Raw genomic sequence first — 15,817 nt, 5'->3', positions numbered from 1 at the left:
CTAGTCTAAAAAGGTGGAGAGTTCCTCGCACACCGTGGCAAAGGCGCCGACGAAACGGTCGATCTCGGCTTTGCTGATGATGAGCGGGGGTTGAATACGGATCACCGTCGAGCTGTTGGCGGTAATGAAGGTCAGGATCTTGTGGTCCTGGCACAGCTTGGTGACGAATTTCATGCAGAACATTTCGCCGAGCGCCTGTTCCATGCGATCCATCGCCGCCCGCAGATGGGCTTGCACCGGATCGGGCAAGAATTTCCAGGTGGTGTGCCAATCGCCCGGCAGCCGGGTGGCGAATTCGCGGGCGGAGGCGTTGACCGCGCCGGTGAACGCCTGATCGAACTGGATCCCCAGCATCAGGCCGCGGCCGCGCACTTCGCTGACGAACGGATAGCGGGCGGCGATCTCGCTCAGTGCCTGCTTAAAGTAGGCGCCCATCCGTTCGGCATGGCCGACCAAATCCTGCGCCAGGATCTCGCGCAGCGCGCTGAGGGCGACGACCGAGGCGAGGTTGCCGCCGCCGTAGGTGGAGCTGTGCACCAGGAAGCGGTCCGCCGTGCCATAGGCTTTTTGCCAAAGATCGGTTCGGCACAGCGTGGCGCCGATGGGGATCAGGCCGCCGGACAGGGATTTCGACAGCATCAGCACGTCCGGCTCGATACCGTCCCATTCGCAGGCGAAAAGTTTGCCGGTGCGCCCAAGCCCGGTTTGCACTTCGTCCACCATCAGCAGCACGCCGGTCTCGCGGCAGAGCTGCTGCACCGCCTGCAGGTAACCGGCGGGCGGGATATGCACGCCGCCTTCGCCCTGGATCGGTTCGATCATCAGCGCGCCGACGTCTTCACGGTTCAGCGCTTCCCGCAGCGCGGCGAGATCGCCGAACGGCACTTCCACCATCGCGTCCAGCAGCGGTGTGAAATAGCGGCGGTGTTTGTCTCGTCCGGTGATGGACAACGCGCCCAGCGTTTTACCGTGGTAACTGTTGCGCAGATAGGCGATGCCCGGCTTGCCCGTCGAGGCCTTGGCGATCTTCATCGCGGCCTCGACGGCTTCGGTGCCGGAGTTGCTGAAGAACACCCGGCCCATGTTGCCCGGCGCCAGACGACAGAGCACTTCGGCCAGCTTGGCGGTCTGTTCGGGAATGGAAATGTATTGAATGAAGTTGGGGCCTTGAGCGTCGAGGTAGTTTTTCAGCGCGTTGACCACTGGCTGCGGGTTGTGGCCCAGGTTTAGGCACCCGTAGCCCGCCACCATGTCCAGGAAAGCCTCGCCCGCATCGTCATACAACTGGGTGCCGGCGGCGCTGCGGAAAACGTTGTCGCAGCGCTGCAACTTGAGGAAGTCCACCATCATGGGGTTGATGTATTGATGATAGCGGTCGAGGGTGTCTTCCCTGGCCGGCGTTTGGGCGATGACCGCATCGATAAACGCCAGGCGCGATGCGGGCAGCGCCGCATCAGCCGGTTCCCCGGCATAGATGTCATGGTGGTAGTAGCGCTTGAGGTTGGTCACGCTCTGCCGATCGATGCGCTCGCCGTACGAGGCCAGCGGATAGGCGAAGAACCCGTGGCGCTCGGCGATTTCACCGATCTCCAGCACTTTTTCCGGCGCCAGATAGCGGCCCAGCGAAAAGTTTTCCCGCCGGTTTTCCAGCGCCAGCACAATGGTTTCCGCCATGCAGCCGTTCAATTGTTGCTTGATGGTGATGTTGAGCGATTCTCCACCCAACTTGACCGCATCGGTGGCGGTGACGCAGCCGCCGTCGATGATCAGAATGTCATCCCGCGCCGGGCGCGTTTCCGAAGCGATATCGCGCGGCAGCGCCACGTCGATGAAGATCGAACCGGGTTGCAGTCTGGCGGGGTCGATCACGCCGCCGGCGGAGGTCGCGGCGGCAAACAGTTTGCAGCGCGGGTAGAGATCTTCGGGATCGCTGGTCAGGGTGACGCGCGAGTGATACTCCTCGGGCAAATGGCTGAGCAGTTCGCTGCGATCATGGTTGCCGGCGCGGTGCAGCAAATGGAGAGAGAAACCGTGCGCCAGCAGCAGACGGCTTAGCGCCAGGCAGATCGACCCCGGATAGCCGACGATGGCGACAGGTTCCTCCTCCGGGCGAATTTCCAGCCAGGACTGGATCTGCATCAAGGCCTTGTAGCCGGCGTAGGTGGTCAGCGAGTTGCCGGAGGTGACCGGCACCGGCGACTTTTCCGCGGTGGCTTCGCCGCGTCGCCCAACGATAGAGGTAAAACCGCCGAGACCGACCAGTTCGGCGCCATCGCCGGCCAGTTCTTCGATGCCTTGGACCACCCTGGCGGCGATACCGCGTGCGTCGGCCAGCATCTCATCCGCCACCAGCGGCATGTATTTGATCACCCCTTCGCAAGTGGCGCCGGTCGCCGAGGTGATCCTGGCGAAGTTCATAAAGGGAACCAGGTTTTGTCGTTCCCACAGTTCACGCGTATAGCCGCTGTGCTGCTCGGTCGAGTTGCGTTGCAGCAGATCGAGCATTTTGACGTAACGTTTCAACCCCAGCGAGGTGGGATGAGCGATGAATCCGAATTTCATGAGGTGGCTTCCTGTGTAGGATCTTGGTCGAAGGCGGTGCTGGTCGATTCGGGCTGTTGGGCTGCCCAGGCTTTGCGCTCCTGCAGGGCGTCGTGGTCGCTCGGATCGCGCTGCCAGCCTTTGGCGGTGGCCAGCGAGATACCGTCGCCTTCATTGTTGTGCCCCAGCACCACGGAGAACAGATTGAGTCGGTGCGGGGTGGTCAGCGCCTGGCGAATGACGTCTTCGTCGAAATGCGTAAGCGTTTTGCTCTGGATATGGAAGTTATTGACCGTTTGTTCGACGTCCGGCTGTTCGACGTTCACCAACCGCATTTGCCGCGAGGTGCGATTGAACAGAATGCGTTCCTGATAGGTATTGATGACGGACAGACCGCCGTTGCATAAATAGAAGACGGTGATGCTTTTATTCAGCAACTGCGGATGGGTGAGAATGTTGTCGATAAAAGCCGGCAGGATGTCCGGTACGATCCCTTTAGCGCCGTCGCCGATAAACGCCATCACGTGGCTTGGGCTGGTGTAAGCCAGGTAGCCGGTGGCCAGCAGAGCGTCGCCCATCAGGGCGCGGCCATACCAGCCGGAAAAGCCGCGGCGCGTTTTGGCGACGTTACGCGCGGCGGAGATGCCGCACCGGCCGACGTCATATACGCCGGTAAAATCGAAGCCCTCCGTTTCGATCAACTCTTCAATCACTCGGTTCAACTGGCAGAAGAAGTAGTTGGCCGACATGGGCAGACTGGGAAGCTGGCTGACCACGTCGGAAGGCGAATCGAGATAGGCGGCGATCAACGCGCGGCGTCTTTCCCGCAATGCCGGATCGACGTCGAGATGCGCTTTCACCGTGCGCAGGAACGCCAGACAGTTCATGTGCAGGTGCAGATCGGCATAGGGCGACAGATGGCGATCATCGTGCGTGAGCTGCACCAGATGAACCTTGCGCTCCAGCCTGCCGTCGGAGAAGGGGGTGGTGATCTGAGCGACGCGGCTTTTGATCATAAACAGGCTCTGCTCGCTCATGGCGTTGAGCTTGTCATTGGTGTGCAGGAAGTTGTAGACGCGCGGGCTATAGCCGTAAATCGCCAGGGTGCCCAGGTAGTGGGGATTGCGCCGGCCCTGATAATATTTCGGCGCCGAGCCGGGATGGGCCAACGAGTCCACCAGGGCGATGCCGGCGGCGTCGGCGATGTCATGGATCAGGGCGTATTCGTCGTCGCTGACCGGGCCCAACTGCCACACCAGCCGTTCCGGCCCGCGGTTGATCAGCGCTATCGCCTGTGCCAGGCTTTCGCTCATCGGCAGCGGATCGTCCGCCGACAGAACCGGGATCGGCGAGGGATCGCAGACGGCGCCCTCCAGCGACAGGGTCGACTCCAGCACGTTTTGCGTCGCCAGAATCACCACCGGCCCCTGGCCTTGATGATAAAGGCGGAAGGCTTCCGTCAAACCGGCGCCGATCATTTCGACGTCATCGATATAAACGAACGGGATGCGGCGGGCGATAAGCACTTCGCGCATGTCCTCCGTCGGCGTCAGCGTTCCCTGGAAGCTGTACCATTGATTGCCGCGGTTTTCCGCCGCGACGATGATGCCCTGGGCGGCGGTTTCCTTGAGGTTGGCCAGCGTACCCTTGAATTCATCCATCATCCCGGAGGTCACTACGCCGAGGAACGGCATGCGATACAGCTGCCAGTTGGCCATGGCGCCGCAGGCGATGGCGTGTTCGTTAGGGCCGCGCAGGATCAGCGCGCCGCGCGCCTCCGCATGCCGATCCAGATAGCCGATCAGATTGGAGATGATCGACCCGGTGTAATAGGACACCAGCCAGCGTTCGGCGGCGGTACGCTCGAAAAATTGAATCAGCTGCTCACCCAGCGTGTTGTGCAGCGCCAGCGCGCCGATCGGCTTGACCCGGCGGTTGGTGTAGTTCATCTCGAAGAAGTCCATCCACAGGCACAACAGCTCGGTTTGGAAGATCGCCGGATCTTCGCTGCGCACGATTTCGCGGTATTGCTGCGGCAGGTAGCGGAAGGGCGATCGCAGCTGGCGAATGAACGCAACGGTGGAGAAGGTGGTGTAAAACGCGGGAATGCCGCTGCGCTGCAAGGCGCTGTAAAAGGCGTCCAGATCGCGATCGATCTGTTCGATGCTGTCATCGACGCCGGCCGGCGTGGTCTGATCGTAGAACAGCATGCCCAAATGAAATTCGGGACGCTGTTCCAGCGCATGCGTATAGATGATCTTGCCGGTGGCCTCGGCCAGGCTGGCGCATTGGATGATGCGAACGTTGATAGCCTTGTTTTGGCCTTTGAGAAAGTGCAGCGCCTTTTCGCGCGCGGCCAGATAAAGCGAGTCCGCCGCCAGATCCAACAGTTTCAGCGGCATCTCGGACTGGATATGCACGCGGTTGAAAACATAATCGCGGATATCGTTCAGTACGCTAAGCCCGGTTTGGAAAAACGCCGGGTTGCGCGTCACCACCACCACGCCGACCGTCAGGGTGTCGGGATCCGCGTCGGTGCGGCAGGCTTGGCGCTCCGCTTGCCACACTTGCTCGTAGGCGGCGGAGTTGGTGAGTCTTGCTTGTCCTGTCAGGGTCGTCATGATGAGTTCCTTGTGCAGCCAAAATGGAGTGACGGCTTCAGCCAGGCGGGCAAATTCGGCACGACAAAGCCCGCGACGGTCTCTGCAGGCGGCGGTTGCCGCGCGCATCACCTTCGTTGAATTGTGCTGTGTTCAGGCGGATGGTTTACCTTCGCCGGATGTGGTGCTGACTAGCCATCGGCACGTTCTCCGCGTTGAATAATGACCGTCCCGCTGTCGCCGTCGAGAATCAAGGTGTCGCCGCTGTTGATCAACTGGGTGGCGTTCTTGAGATTGACCGCCGCGGGAATGCCGAATTCGCGTGCGACGATGCAGCTGTGGGACAGCGCAGAGCCGATATCGGTGACGATGCCCGCCGCCAGCGCGAAGAGCGGGGTCCAGCTGGCGTCGGTAAAGCGCGCCACCAGGATTTCGTTGGGCTGCAGCTCGCCGGCCTGCGCCAGCAGGTCGGTGATGACGCGCGCTTTCGCCACCACTTTGCCGGGGCTGGCCGCCAGGCCGGACAGCATGCCGGCGGCGTTTTCCGCCGTGGGGGCTTTCATCCTGGGCTGATACCCCCCGACGATCGCCATCGGCGGCTCTTCCGCATGCAGGTTCAGCAGATGCTGGTGGCGATTGCGCTCGATCAGATCGGCGGCGAACGCTTCCTGCGCCGACTGTTCCCCCGCCATAAACGCGCGGAAGCGCTCGAAGTCCACATAGGGCAGATCGGCCGGTTTGACCAGGCCTTGCGCCTCCAGGCGCCGCAGCACTTCCAGCATGATGCGGCGGTAGAACCAGGTTTCGGTGACGAAGGTTGGCCGGGTCGCTTCGCGGCGTTCGGCCATCACGCCATACAGTTTGGTGATGAACTTCAGCTTCATCCGGCCAAACCAGGGCATCGCTTTAAGCAGCGTCGCGCTGTCTTCATGGCGCAGCCGCTCTGTTTCCCGCAGTTTCGTGTGCAGATCCACCGGATGTTGCAGATACATTTTCATCACTTGCAGCAGGTAGCTGGGATCGTCGTTCCAGCGCGGAAGACTCAATTCGAACTCCTGGCGGCCACGGGCGCCGAACTCGAACAGGAAGGCGCTGAAGTCGCTTTGCCAGAAGGCGCGCGATTCGGGAGCGGTGGGCAGGACGGTGACCAGTTCCTGTGCGCTGTGTCGCTCGAACAGGGCCTTCAACGCCGGTTGACGATTGACCGTCTCCACCAGGCTGAGAATGCCCAGCGTGACTTCGATGGTGCGCAGGTTGTTCATCGACGCCTTGATGCGATTTTGCAATCCGTTGCCGCGGCCTTTGAGATAACGTTCGCAGGTCAGCGCCAGCGCATCGTAGAGCGCGAACGACTGAAGGAAGAAGGGCATATAGGCGGCGCAGCTGTCGAGGAAGTAACCGTCGATGCGGCTGAGTTCTCGCTCCAGTTCCTGATGTGTCATGGTCGTCAGATCCAGCGCCAGAAAACGGCGCGTCTCGCGCTGGCGCAGGGCGATCATGGCATCGACGGTCGCGCCGGCGCTGCGCAGGTTATGCCTCTGCTGTTTCAGCCAATGCCAGGCGCTCTTGAGATAAGCCCATCCCTGTACGCCGGGGCCATAGGGGTTTTTGTACCCGCTGAAATCGATATCGGCGGTGGCGTAGCGGGTCGTGAACTTCATTTCGTCGCGGGTGGGCGGGCATTGGCGGAGCATGTAGGCCGATCCGGAGATATTCAGATAGACGTAGCCTTGCAAATACCCCATATAAATCTGCCAATCGCCGATATCCGCCAGCCCCATGGTTTTGATCGCCGGGCCATGAATATGCTTTTGGTAGAACTGGCAAAACGATAGCCCCAGCGGCGTCATCAAGCCGGTGACGATCTCGCCGGTGTCCATTCGGGAGAAAAAGGCCCGTTCCTTGATCGTCGGATCGCTTTCCCACGGGTTGGCGTAAAGCATCTGAACCGGTTTGGCCTGCGTGGTGATCGGCCGCGCCTGCAGGAGCCACACGCGATCGTCTTTCACCGCCCATTCGATATCCAGTTCCGTGCCGTAAATCATCCGCGTTTGCCGGGCCAGCCTGGCAAGCTGTTGCAGCTGTTCCGGGGTTAAGCTGGGGGCGTCTCGCCTGGCTTCGGGCGTTTGCAGCAGCGTGACCCGTCCCTGCGGATCGCGTTGGTAATAGTGCGGTTTGTGACGAATTTGCCGCTCGCGGATCTCGCCGCTCGTCTTATCCAAAATGAAGCTGTCGGTGGTGACTTGTCCGGATACCACGCCTTCCCCCAGCCCCCAGCAGCTGTCGATGACGATGTGGTTGGCATCGCCTGTCAGCGGATCTTGGGTAAACATGACGCCGGCGGCGTCTGCATCCACCATGATTTGCAAGACGACGGCGATATCGCTCTGCGCCGCCGATGTCCGGCTATACTGGGCGGCGCGTTCCGCCCAGAGCGACGCCCAGCAGGATTGCACCTTGCGCACCACCTCGTCATCCCCGCGCACGTGCAGGTAAGTGTCGTATTGCCCGGCGAAAGAGTGGGTCAGGCCGTCTTCTTCCAGCGCCGAAGAGCGCACGGCGAGCGAGGCGCCGTCGCCCAACTGTTTGCAGGCGTGACGGATCGCCAGATCGAGCGGGGCGGGGATAGCGGCGCTCAAAATCATATCGCGCACGTTGCCCGGTGCGCCCGTGTCGAGCAGCGCTCCCGGCACGGCGAATTCGATAAACTGTCGGTAAGCCTGCGCGGTGATGCAAAACGCCGGCGGCACCGGCAAGCCCGCCTGAATCAAATGATTCAACGAATGGGCTTTGCCGCCCAGGCGATGGGGTTCCAGCGTTTTATCGCCGGAAAGTTCAACCACCAGGGTAGGATTCATGACATCACCTCCGCAGGCGTAATGGGCATTGCGAGGCGTCCTCTCACCGCTTTGGCGGCGTTCAGTCCGGCTAACACCGCGCTTTCGATATTACCGATGCCCACGCTGTCCTGATTGGCGAAGTGAATATTCTCAAACGGCCTGCTGGCCTGGTGAAACACGCCCTGGGCCTGTTGCCCGGCGACCGAGGTCACCAGACCCGCGGGCCAGAACCAGATTTGAATGTCTTCAATGATGTCGGCGTCAATGCCCATGTTGCCCAGCACTTTGGCGATTTCGACATAGGTCTGTTGCTGCAGCGCCGGGAACTCGTTTTGCGCGGTGCGACCTTGCCGCTCTGGGCGAGTGGTCGGTTTGAGCAGGGTTAATACCCCGGCTTCCGCGCTGAGGTGATTGTCCATCCAATTGGCGACCAGGCAGGTGCCGGCTTTGCTCCAATAGTAAGGTGTGCGGGTGTTTTCCGGCTCGATCAGATAGCCGCCGAACGAGCGTTCGAGGATCGGTTTTTTCAACAGCACGTTCGCCAGGTAGTAATCTTCATGGCGGATCTGGCGGATCGCCGCCAATTGCTCTTTGGGCAGGGTGGGCAACCAGGTGGGCACATGCGTTTTGGGGGCGGCCCAGATCACTTGTTTGGCTCTGATTTCGCTGGCCGCGCCATTGACGCTGAACCGGATCACCGTTTCGTCGCCGCCGGGCGTGATGCTTTGAAGCTGTACGCGGCTTTGCAGCCTGACGTTGTTTTGCTCCTCAAGATAGTCGAGCAGCCCGGCGCTGATGCTGCCGTTACCGCCCGGCAGCGTGACCAGATTGCCGCGTAAATACCCCACCAGGAAGTGCAATCCGACATAGGCGGAGACTTCGCGAATATCGAGACATTCCACGCGCAGCGTGGTGCTGACGGCATTCTCTACCAACCTGCCGAATTTTCTCGGTGGCCGCAGATCCGTCGGGATCTGATCCAGTTTGTGCGGTTCGAACAGATAAGTGTACAGCGGGATAGTGTCGAGCAGCGCCATATTCGTTTTGCTCCAGGCGCTCTGCGGCGTCCAGGGCAGGCTGGGATACCGCTCGCCGCGCGGCGAGAAGGTATCCAGGAAGGCGTACAGATCGGCAAAGATCGGATCGCCCAGCTGTTTTGCCGCGATAACATAAGGTTTACCGATCAAGGCATGCAGGAATAGTTGTCCCGTCAGGCGCCAGACGGCGGGTTTAAGCAGGTAGACCGGTTGTTTGATAAAACCGACGACGACTTCACCCAGGCAGCGGAGCAGCAAGACGGTGTCGAAAAATACCAGCGTGTCCTTTTCATTGGATTTATATACGCCGCTCAGACCGATTTTCTTCAGCAGTTGCGCCATGAAAGAATTCGGCAGCGGTTCCTGGAAGCAGACGCCAGCGATAGGAAATTTCAGGCGGTTCACCGTACTGTAGCGGGCGTTGCCGCCGAAGGAGGCGCTTTTTTCCAGCACCAAAACCCGGCGATCGGTCAGTTCGCTGGCCGCGGCCAAACCGGAGACGCCGCCGCCGATGATCACCACGTCATACTCGCCGTCCAGCGCGGGGGTTACCGGGCCGCCTGCCGCCGGCGTGGGCGTGGAAAAGTCGCGCGTGGGGAACGTGCGCGGCTTGGGTTTGCGGTGGTGCTGCTGACGCAGCATGTACAGCGCCGCCAGCGCGAAAATCGCATCGAGCAACATGACCTGCGGCTGGGCGCGGTGCAGGATCGTGACAAATCCCGCCATCATCAGCAGCTGGCAGTAGATGATCAATGGCGTCCAACGCGGGTTGAACATCAAGACAGCACCGGAGGCAAACAGCGCCACGCCGATCAGCGCGTTAACCACTGTACCCTGCGCCGCCAACCAAGCCGTCGCCCCGGCGTACCAGGTGCCCTGGTTCGCCACGGCCGCCTGCTGCAGAATATCGGCGACGTTTTCCAACTGAGGGAAGGCTTTCGCCAGGCCGGCCAACATATAGAGCACGGCAAAAACGCGTTGAACGATCATCATGCCCCCCCCCGCAGACCCAGCTTGCGGGCGACAATTTCTTTTTGTATCTCGTTGGTGCCGGAGAAGATCCGGCTGGGGATCACGTTCAGTAAGTGGCGCACCAGACCGAGTTCTTGATCCATGCCGGCTCCGCCGAAGATTTGAATCGCGTCCAGCGCGGACTGCACGGCATATTCGGAAATCAACAGTTTGCTCATGGCGATGTCGATCTCGGCATCCTGGCCCCGATCGTGTTTCCAACAGGCGCGGTAGAGCATTAGCCGACACTGTTCCAGACGCAGTTTCATCTCGATGATGCGGTTGGAGACGGACTGAAATTGGCCGATCGCTTTGCCGAATTGTCGGCGTTGTTTGGCATAGTCCAGCGCGCTGTCGAACACGCGCTCCATTGCGCCGATAAACAGAGCCGACAGGCAGCCCTTTTCCCAGATCATTGAATCGTGGAAGATGGCGCCGCCGGCGCCCGGCATACCGAGCCGTTGGGCCTCCGGAATGAAGACGTCGTTGAAGGTCAGTTCGCTCCACGGGCAGTTGGAGAGGCAATCTTTCGGGCTGACGGCGCCTACGTTTAAGCCTGGCATCCCTTTCTCGAGCACAAATGCGGACACGCCCATAAAGCCATGTTCGGGATGGGTTTTCGCATAGACGATGAAGATGTCGGCAATCGGCGCGTTGGTGATGAAAATTTTGTTTCCGTTGAGCCGGTAGCCGCCTTCACAGGGTTGAGCGGTTGATTTCATGGCATAAATATCGGAACCGGCGTCCGGCTCCGTCGCCGCATTCGCCGCGATCAGTTTTCCGGCCGCCAACGCTTCGAGATAGCGCGCTTTTAATGCCTCGGAACCGAAGCGGGAAAGCGGGATCACGCAGGCGCACAGATGGGCGCAGAGCGAGAAGGACATGCCGATGTCGCGGCTGCCTTTACCCAGCGCCTCAATCATCAGTGCAGTATCGAGCGCATTCATGCCCAATCCGCCGAACGCGGTCGTCACGGGGGCTCGGGTAAAACCATAGGCGGCGGCTTGTCGCCACAAATCCAGGCTTAATACCTGCCGTGAAAGCCGAGCATGCGCATCCTGATCCAGCACCTCGCGGGCAAAACGCTGAGCGGATTCGCTTAGAGCCTGCTGCTCACTTGATAAGTTAAAATCCATGACGAACTCCGCCATTGGGTTGAGAGATTAAATTAGCTAATATTTCTAGTTTGGAGGTGGCCAAAACTCAAACAGGCAAAGTAATGGTAAATGTAAATAAATGTTTATTTATGTGGTCTATTATTACAATTTTGTTAATTTGTGTTTTTATTTTGTTGTTTTAATTGTGTTTTATTTTGTGTTATTTATACACAAAAATTTACATATAATAAAAATCTTAATTTGATCAAATTTTAATAGGTTAGATTGTCTATTGTTTTTTGGTGAATGCTTTGCAGGTGAAGTATCTATCTTTTGGATGTGGCTATCGGTTTCTCATCGATATCGACGGTAGGGCGTTGAGGCTTGGTGAGTGGCGGAAAGCGGCTTAAGATAGGAGATGAGCAGGAGCATTCCGGAGGAAAAAATGAATATTAGCGACGTCGCGAAAAAGACCGGGTTAACCAGCAAGACGATTCGTTTTTACGAGGAGAAAGCGCTGATTACCGCCCCGATCCGCAGCGATAACGGTTATCGCCATTATTCCGCCAGGCACGTTGAAGAGCTGACGCTGCTGCGCCAGGCGCGGCAGGTGGGCTTCAACCTGGACGAGTGCCGTGAGCTGGTGGCGTTATTCAACGATCCGGCCCGCCACAGCGCCGACGTGAAGGCGCGCACGCTGCAGAAGGTGGCGGAGATCGAAAGGCACATCAGCGAACTGGGAGAAATGCGCCAACGCCTGTTGACGCTGGCGGAACAATGTCCGGGCGACGAGGGGGCGGAGTGCCCCATCATCAATAATCTGGCGGGATGCTGTCGTTCGAATTAACGGCTGATGGCGCGGATCACCAGCGTGACCCCTTCCACCGCCACCACTTCCACTTCAGTGCCGGCAGGCAGATCTTCCGCCGCCTGCGCGCGCCAGCTGCTGTCGCCGATATTGATGCGGCCCATGCCGTTGTGCATCGGTTCCGTTAACGTGGCGCGGGTGCCGATCAGCTGGCGGTTGCGCTGGTTGAGCACCGGCGACCCGCCGGATGCGGCCGCCGGGCGCCGGCGCAGCCAGTACCACCACAGGTAAGCGACGACGACGGTCAGGACGGCGAAGATCGCGCCTTGCCACGCCCAGGAAAGTTGCGGAAGCAGCCAGATCAGGACGCCGACCAACAGCGCCGCCACGCCGCTCCACAGCAGGTAGCCGCCGGCGCCGAGCATTTCCGCCGCCAGCAGCACGCCCCCGAGGGAGAGCCAAAACCACAGCGGATTCGCCGCGATCAGTTCGAGCATGATTATTTGCCTTTGCTTTCTTTCAGCAGTTCGGTAATGCCGCCGATCGAGCCGAGCAGGCTGCTGGCGTCCAGCGGCATCATCACCACTTTGCTGTTGTTGGAGGAACCGATCTTCTGCAGCGCATCGGTGTATTTCTGCGCCACGAAGTAGTTCACCGCCTGAATGTTGCCGCTGGCGATGGCGTCGGACACCAGTTGGGTGGCGCGCGCCTCGGCCTCGGCGGCGCGCTCACGCGCTTCCGCCTGCAGGAACGCCGACTGACGTTCGCCCTCAGCCTTCAGGATCTGCGATTGTTTCTCACCCTCGGCGCGCAGAATGGCCGCCTGGCGCACCCCTTCCGCCTCCAGGATGTCGGCGCGCTTAGTGCGCTCAGCCTTCATCTGGGCGTTCATCGAGGCGATCAGCTCCGCCGGCGGCCGCACGTCGCGGATCTCGATACGGGTGATCTTCACCCCCCAAGGGTTGGTCGCTTCATCGACGATGTGCAACAGGCGGCTGTTGATGCTGTCGCGCTGCGACAGCATTTCGTCCAGCTCCATCGAGCCGAGCACGGTGCGGAAGTTGGTCATGGTCAGGTTGACGATCGCCTGTTCGAGGTTGCTGACCTCGTAGGCGGCGCGCGCCGGGTCGACCACCTGGATAAAGCACACCGCGTCGATGGCGACGTTGGCGTTATCGCGGGAAATCACTTCCTGCGAGGGGATATCCAGCACCTGCTCCATCATGTTGATTTTGCGGCCGATGCGGTCCATGAACGGCACCACCAGGTTCAGGCCCGGCATCAGCGTCTTGGTATAGCGGCCGAAGCGTTCTACCGTCCATTGGAACCCCTGCGGCACAATTTTGACGCCGGCGAACACCACAATCAGCGCGACGACGATCACGATGGGAATAAAAGTAAGCATGCAAACCTCCTGTCAGACATATGTAAACAGATATTACGTCAGCGCCGGAAAAATGCCTACCGATACCGCGACTTAATCCAGGACATTGGCGACTCCGCCATAAGCGGAACCGCTGTTCCGAACAGGGAGAAAAACGTTATTGAAATAAGTCTGGCACAGTTGGCGGATAAGTATGCCTAAATGGCATGATTTCAATAATTTTTATTCATTTCATGATGTTGCTCGCCGTGGCTAGAGTAAAAACACCCCCGTGTTTACCGTCAAAAATTTGTCATTTTTATTTGCGACTATGCTTTTTGAAATGACATTTCGGCCAAGGATTGTTATGGATTCGCTCAGTGTTGATGAACTCGCCCAGAAGAAAGACCGCTGGTATCGCATTGTAGAGGAGATGCTGGCCGAAGCCGGCGTCGCCATCAACGGCCCGCGCGCCTGGGATATTCGGGTGCACAACCCGGCCCTGTTCAAACGCATTTTGCAGGAAGGCTCGCTCGGCTTCGGCGAGAGCTATATGGACGGCTGGTGGGAATGCGAACGGCTGGACATGCTGTTTACCCGCATTCTGCAGGCCGGCGTCGATGAGCGCCTGCCGAAAAGCCTGAGCGACATCGCGCGCATCGCCTATGCCCGGCTGTTCAACCGCCAATCGCGCAAGCGCGCCTGGCAGGTGGGCAAAGAGCATTACGACATCGGCAACGACCTGTTCCGGGCGATGCTCGATCCTTACATGCAATACTCCTGCGGCTACTGGAAAGAGGCGCAGACGCTGGAGCAGGCGCAGCAGGCCAAGCTGCGGATGATCTGCGAGAAGCTGCAGCTGAAACCGGGCATGACGCTGCTGGATATCGGCTGCGGCTGGGGCGGGCTGGCGCAGTTTGCGGCGCAAAACTACGGCGTCGCGGTGCACGGCGTGACCATTTCGGCCGAGCAGCAGAAGCTGGCGCAGGCACGCTGCGCCGGGCTGGACGTCGAGATCTTGCTGCAGGATTACCGCGATCTGGATCGTCAGTTCGATCGCATCGTGTCGGTCGGCATGTTCGAGCACGTCGGGCCGAAAAACTACGAGACCTATTTCAGCGTCGCGGCACGCAACCTGAAGCCGGACGGCCTGTTTTTGCTGCACACCATCGGTTCCAATCAAACCGACCTTAACGTCGATGCCTGGATAGACAAATACATCTTCCCCAACGGCTGCCTGCCTTCGGTGCGGCATATCGCCGAGGCCAGCGAAGGGCGTTTCGTGATGGAGGATTGGCACAACTTCGGCGCCGATTACGATCGCACGCTGATGGCCTGGCTGGAGAATTTCAAACGGGCGTGGCCGGAATTGGCGGGCGGTTATTCCGAGCGCTTCGAGCGCATGTTCACTTATTACCTGAACGCCTGCGCCGGCGCGTTCCGTTCGCGCAACATTCAGCTGTGGCAGGTGTTGTTCAGCCCGGCGGGCGTGGAGGGCGGGGTGCGGGTCTATCGCTGATATCCCCGCCATATTTCAAGCTGACTGCACGTTCGAGCCCTGGTCGCTTAGTTATCTAAGCTCCCAGGGCTTCTCACCTTTGCCGCCTGGATGCAGCTTCAAGCATGACGAGTATCAGTACAGCAGTGAGTACAGCTGGCGGCGATATTTAGCGGCCAGCGCGTCGCCGGTGCCGAGTGCGGCCAGAATGTCCATCAGCGTCTTGCGCGCGTTGCCGTTGGCGGCGGCCAGATCCTTCTTCAGATGCCCCATCAGCAGTTCCAACGCTTCTTCGTTACGCCCGACCTGATGCAGCTGCAGCGCCAGCTGCACCGCCAGCTCGACGTTGTCCGGCTGCTGCTGCACCTGCTGTTGCAGCTGTTGGATTTCCGGCGTGTCCGCCGCCTGTTTCAACAGTTCAATCTGCGCCACCAGGCCTTGATAGCGCGTATCGCGATCCTGCAACGGGATGGTCGCCAGCACCGCTTCGGCATCTTCGCTGCGGCTGAGGGCGATCTGCGTTTCGGCCAGCGTCAGGCCGATGTCGCTGCGCTGCTGGCTGCTCTGCCAGGCGTCTTTCAGCAGCGGCAGCGCTTCGGCGGCGTTGCCGGCGGCCAGCAATTCTTGCGCCTGCGCCAGTTTCAGATCTTCTTCCTTCGGCAGGAAACGCTGCAGCAAGTCGCGGATCGCTTCTTCCGGCTGCGGGCCCTGGAAGCCGTCGACCGGTTGGCCGTCTTTAAACAGGTAGACCGTCGGAATGGAACGCAGCCCGAATTGGGAGGCGATCATCTGTTCGGCGTCGCAGTCCACCTTGGCCAGAATGAACTGACCGGCGTATTCCGCCGCCAGCTTGTCCAGCACCGGCGTGAGCTGCAGGCAGTGTTGGCTGCGCTCGGACCAGAAGTAGAACAGCACCGGAATGGACATCGACTGTTCCAGCGTCTGGTGCAGGTTAGTTTCGTTAATATCAACAACAGCTTGAGCTAGCATCTTTTTTCTCTCTGATCGTGCGGAGCCATGGG

General features: G+C 59.8%; 10 protein-coding genes. 2 read left to right on the top strand and 8 right to left on the bottom strand.

The window, feature by feature from the left end; all coding sequences use genetic code 11:
• The 5 genes from CRO23_RS18660 to CRO23_RS18640 all read right to left on the bottom strand — a co-directional run bounded on the left by CRO23_RS18660 (position 1) and on the right by CRO23_RS18640 (position 11,180).
• Positions 1-2,562: an aminotransferase class III-fold pyridoxal phosphate-dependent enzyme gene (locus CRO23_RS18660; protein WP_097102633.1), complete on the bottom strand. Its 2,562-nt coding sequence runs from the start codon at positions 2,560-2,562 to the stop codon at positions 1-3.
• Positions 2,559-5,162: a hypothetical protein gene (locus CRO23_RS18655; protein WP_028128230.1), complete on the bottom strand. Its 2,604-nt coding sequence runs from the start codon at positions 5,160-5,162 to the stop codon at positions 2,559-2,561. Before CRO23_RS18655 ends, CRO23_RS18660 begins: the two co-directional genes overlap by 4 nt.
• 170 nt (positions 5,163-5,332) lie before the next feature.
• Complete coding sequence (locus CRO23_RS18650; RefSeq protein WP_097102632.1) at positions 5,333-7,999, bottom strand: PEP/pyruvate-binding domain-containing protein; 2,667 nt, start codon at positions 7,997-7,999, stop codon at positions 5,333-5,335.
• Positions 7,996-10,011 (bottom strand): DUF6041 domain-containing protein, encoded by a 2,016-nt coding sequence (locus CRO23_RS18645; RefSeq protein WP_255253514.1) that lies wholly within the window; start codon positions 10,009-10,011, stop codon positions 7,996-7,998. Before CRO23_RS18645 ends, CRO23_RS18650 begins: the two co-directional genes overlap by 4 nt.
• Positions 10,008-11,180: an acyl-CoA dehydrogenase family protein gene (locus CRO23_RS18640; protein ID WP_228988481.1), complete on the bottom strand. Its 1,173-nt coding sequence runs from the start codon at positions 11,178-11,180 to the stop codon at positions 10,008-10,010. Before CRO23_RS18640 ends, CRO23_RS18645 begins: the two co-directional genes overlap by 4 nt.
• 391 nt (positions 11,181-11,571) lie before the next feature.
• Between CRO23_RS18640 and cueR the strand changes: the two genes are divergently transcribed.
• Positions 11,572-11,973, top strand: coding sequence for a Cu(I)-responsive transcriptional regulator (gene cueR / locus CRO23_RS18635; protein WP_015376888.1), 402 nt, complete (start codon positions 11,572-11,574; stop codon positions 11,971-11,973).
• Here cueR and CRO23_RS18630 read toward each other — a convergent pair.
• Both CRO23_RS18630 and CRO23_RS18625 read right to left on the bottom strand, forming a co-directional pair.
• On the bottom strand, positions 11,970-12,431 hold the full coding sequence (locus CRO23_RS18630) for an NfeD family protein (protein WP_016928811.1): 462 nt from the start codon (positions 12,429-12,431) through the stop codon (positions 11,970-11,972). The genes cueR and CRO23_RS18630 overlap by 4 nt on opposite strands.
• Positions 12,432-12,433: 2 nt before the next feature.
• Positions 12,434-13,339 carry an SPFH domain-containing protein gene (locus CRO23_RS18625; RefSeq protein ID WP_004940203.1) on the bottom strand — a complete coding sequence of 302 codons (906 nt, stop codon included), beginning with the start codon at positions 13,337-13,339 and terminating at the stop codon, positions 12,434-12,436.
• A gap of 325 nt (positions 13,340-13,664) precedes the next feature.
• Between CRO23_RS18625 and cfa the strand changes: the two genes are divergently transcribed.
• Complete coding sequence (gene cfa / locus CRO23_RS18620) at positions 13,665-14,816, top strand: cyclopropane fatty acyl phospholipid synthase (RefSeq protein WP_048795093.1); 1,152 nt, start codon at positions 13,665-13,667, stop codon at positions 14,814-14,816.
• A gap of 114 nt (positions 14,817-14,930) precedes the next feature.
• Here cfa and CRO23_RS18615 read toward each other — a convergent pair whose 3' ends face one another.
• Positions 14,931-15,785, bottom strand: coding sequence for a co-chaperone YbbN (locus CRO23_RS18615; RefSeq protein ID WP_025160052.1), 855 nt, complete (start codon positions 15,783-15,785; stop codon positions 14,931-14,933).
• Between the last annotated feature and the right edge of the window lie 32 nt (positions 15,786-15,817).

It is taken from the genome of Serratia sp. JKS296, assembly GCF_900215445.1.
In the GTDB taxonomy this organism is placed as follows: Bacteria; Pseudomonadota; Gammaproteobacteria; order Enterobacterales; family Enterobacteriaceae; genus Serratia; species Serratia marcescens.
The sequence above is the reverse complement of the archived record's forward strand: the minus strand, read 5'-3'. Positions and strand labels throughout refer to the sequence as shown.

Bases quoted from the DNA above. Each gene is read 5' to 3' on its own strand.
- cfa (WP_048795093.1), top strand. From the start codon at position 13,665: ATGGATTCGCTCAGTGTTGATGAACTCGCCCAGAAGAAAGACCGCTGG.
- CRO23_RS18615 (WP_025160052.1), bottom strand. From the start codon at position 15,785: ATGCTAGCTCAAGCTGTTGTTGATATTAACGAAACTAACCTGCACCAG.
- CRO23_RS18630 (WP_016928811.1), bottom strand. From the start codon at position 12,431: ATGCTCGAACTGATCGCGGCGAATCCGCTGTGGTTTTGGCTCTCCCTC.
- CRO23_RS18645 (WP_255253514.1), bottom strand. From the start codon at position 10,011: ATGATGATCGTTCAACGCGTTTTTGCCGTGCTCTATATGTTGGCCGGC.
- cueR (WP_015376888.1), top strand. From the start codon at position 11,572: ATGAATATTAGCGACGTCGCGAAAAAGACCGGGTTAACCAGCAAGACG.
- CRO23_RS18650 (WP_097102632.1), bottom strand. From the start codon at position 7,999: ATGAATCCTACCCTGGTGGTTGAACTTTCCGGCGATAAAACGCTGGAA.
- CRO23_RS18655 (WP_028128230.1), bottom strand. From the start codon at position 5,162: ATGACGACCCTGACAGGACAAGCAAGACTCACCAACTCCGCCGCCTAC.
- CRO23_RS18640 (WP_228988481.1), bottom strand. From the start codon at position 11,180: ATGGCGGAGTTCGTCATGGATTTTAACTTATCAAGTGAGCAGCAGGCT.
- CRO23_RS18625 (WP_004940203.1), bottom strand. From the start codon at position 13,339: ATGCTTACTTTTATTCCCATCGTGATCGTCGTCGCGCTGATTGTGGTG.
- CRO23_RS18660 (WP_097102633.1), bottom strand. From the start codon at position 2,562: ATGAAATTCGGATTCATCGCTCATCCCACCTCGCTGGGGTTGAAACGT.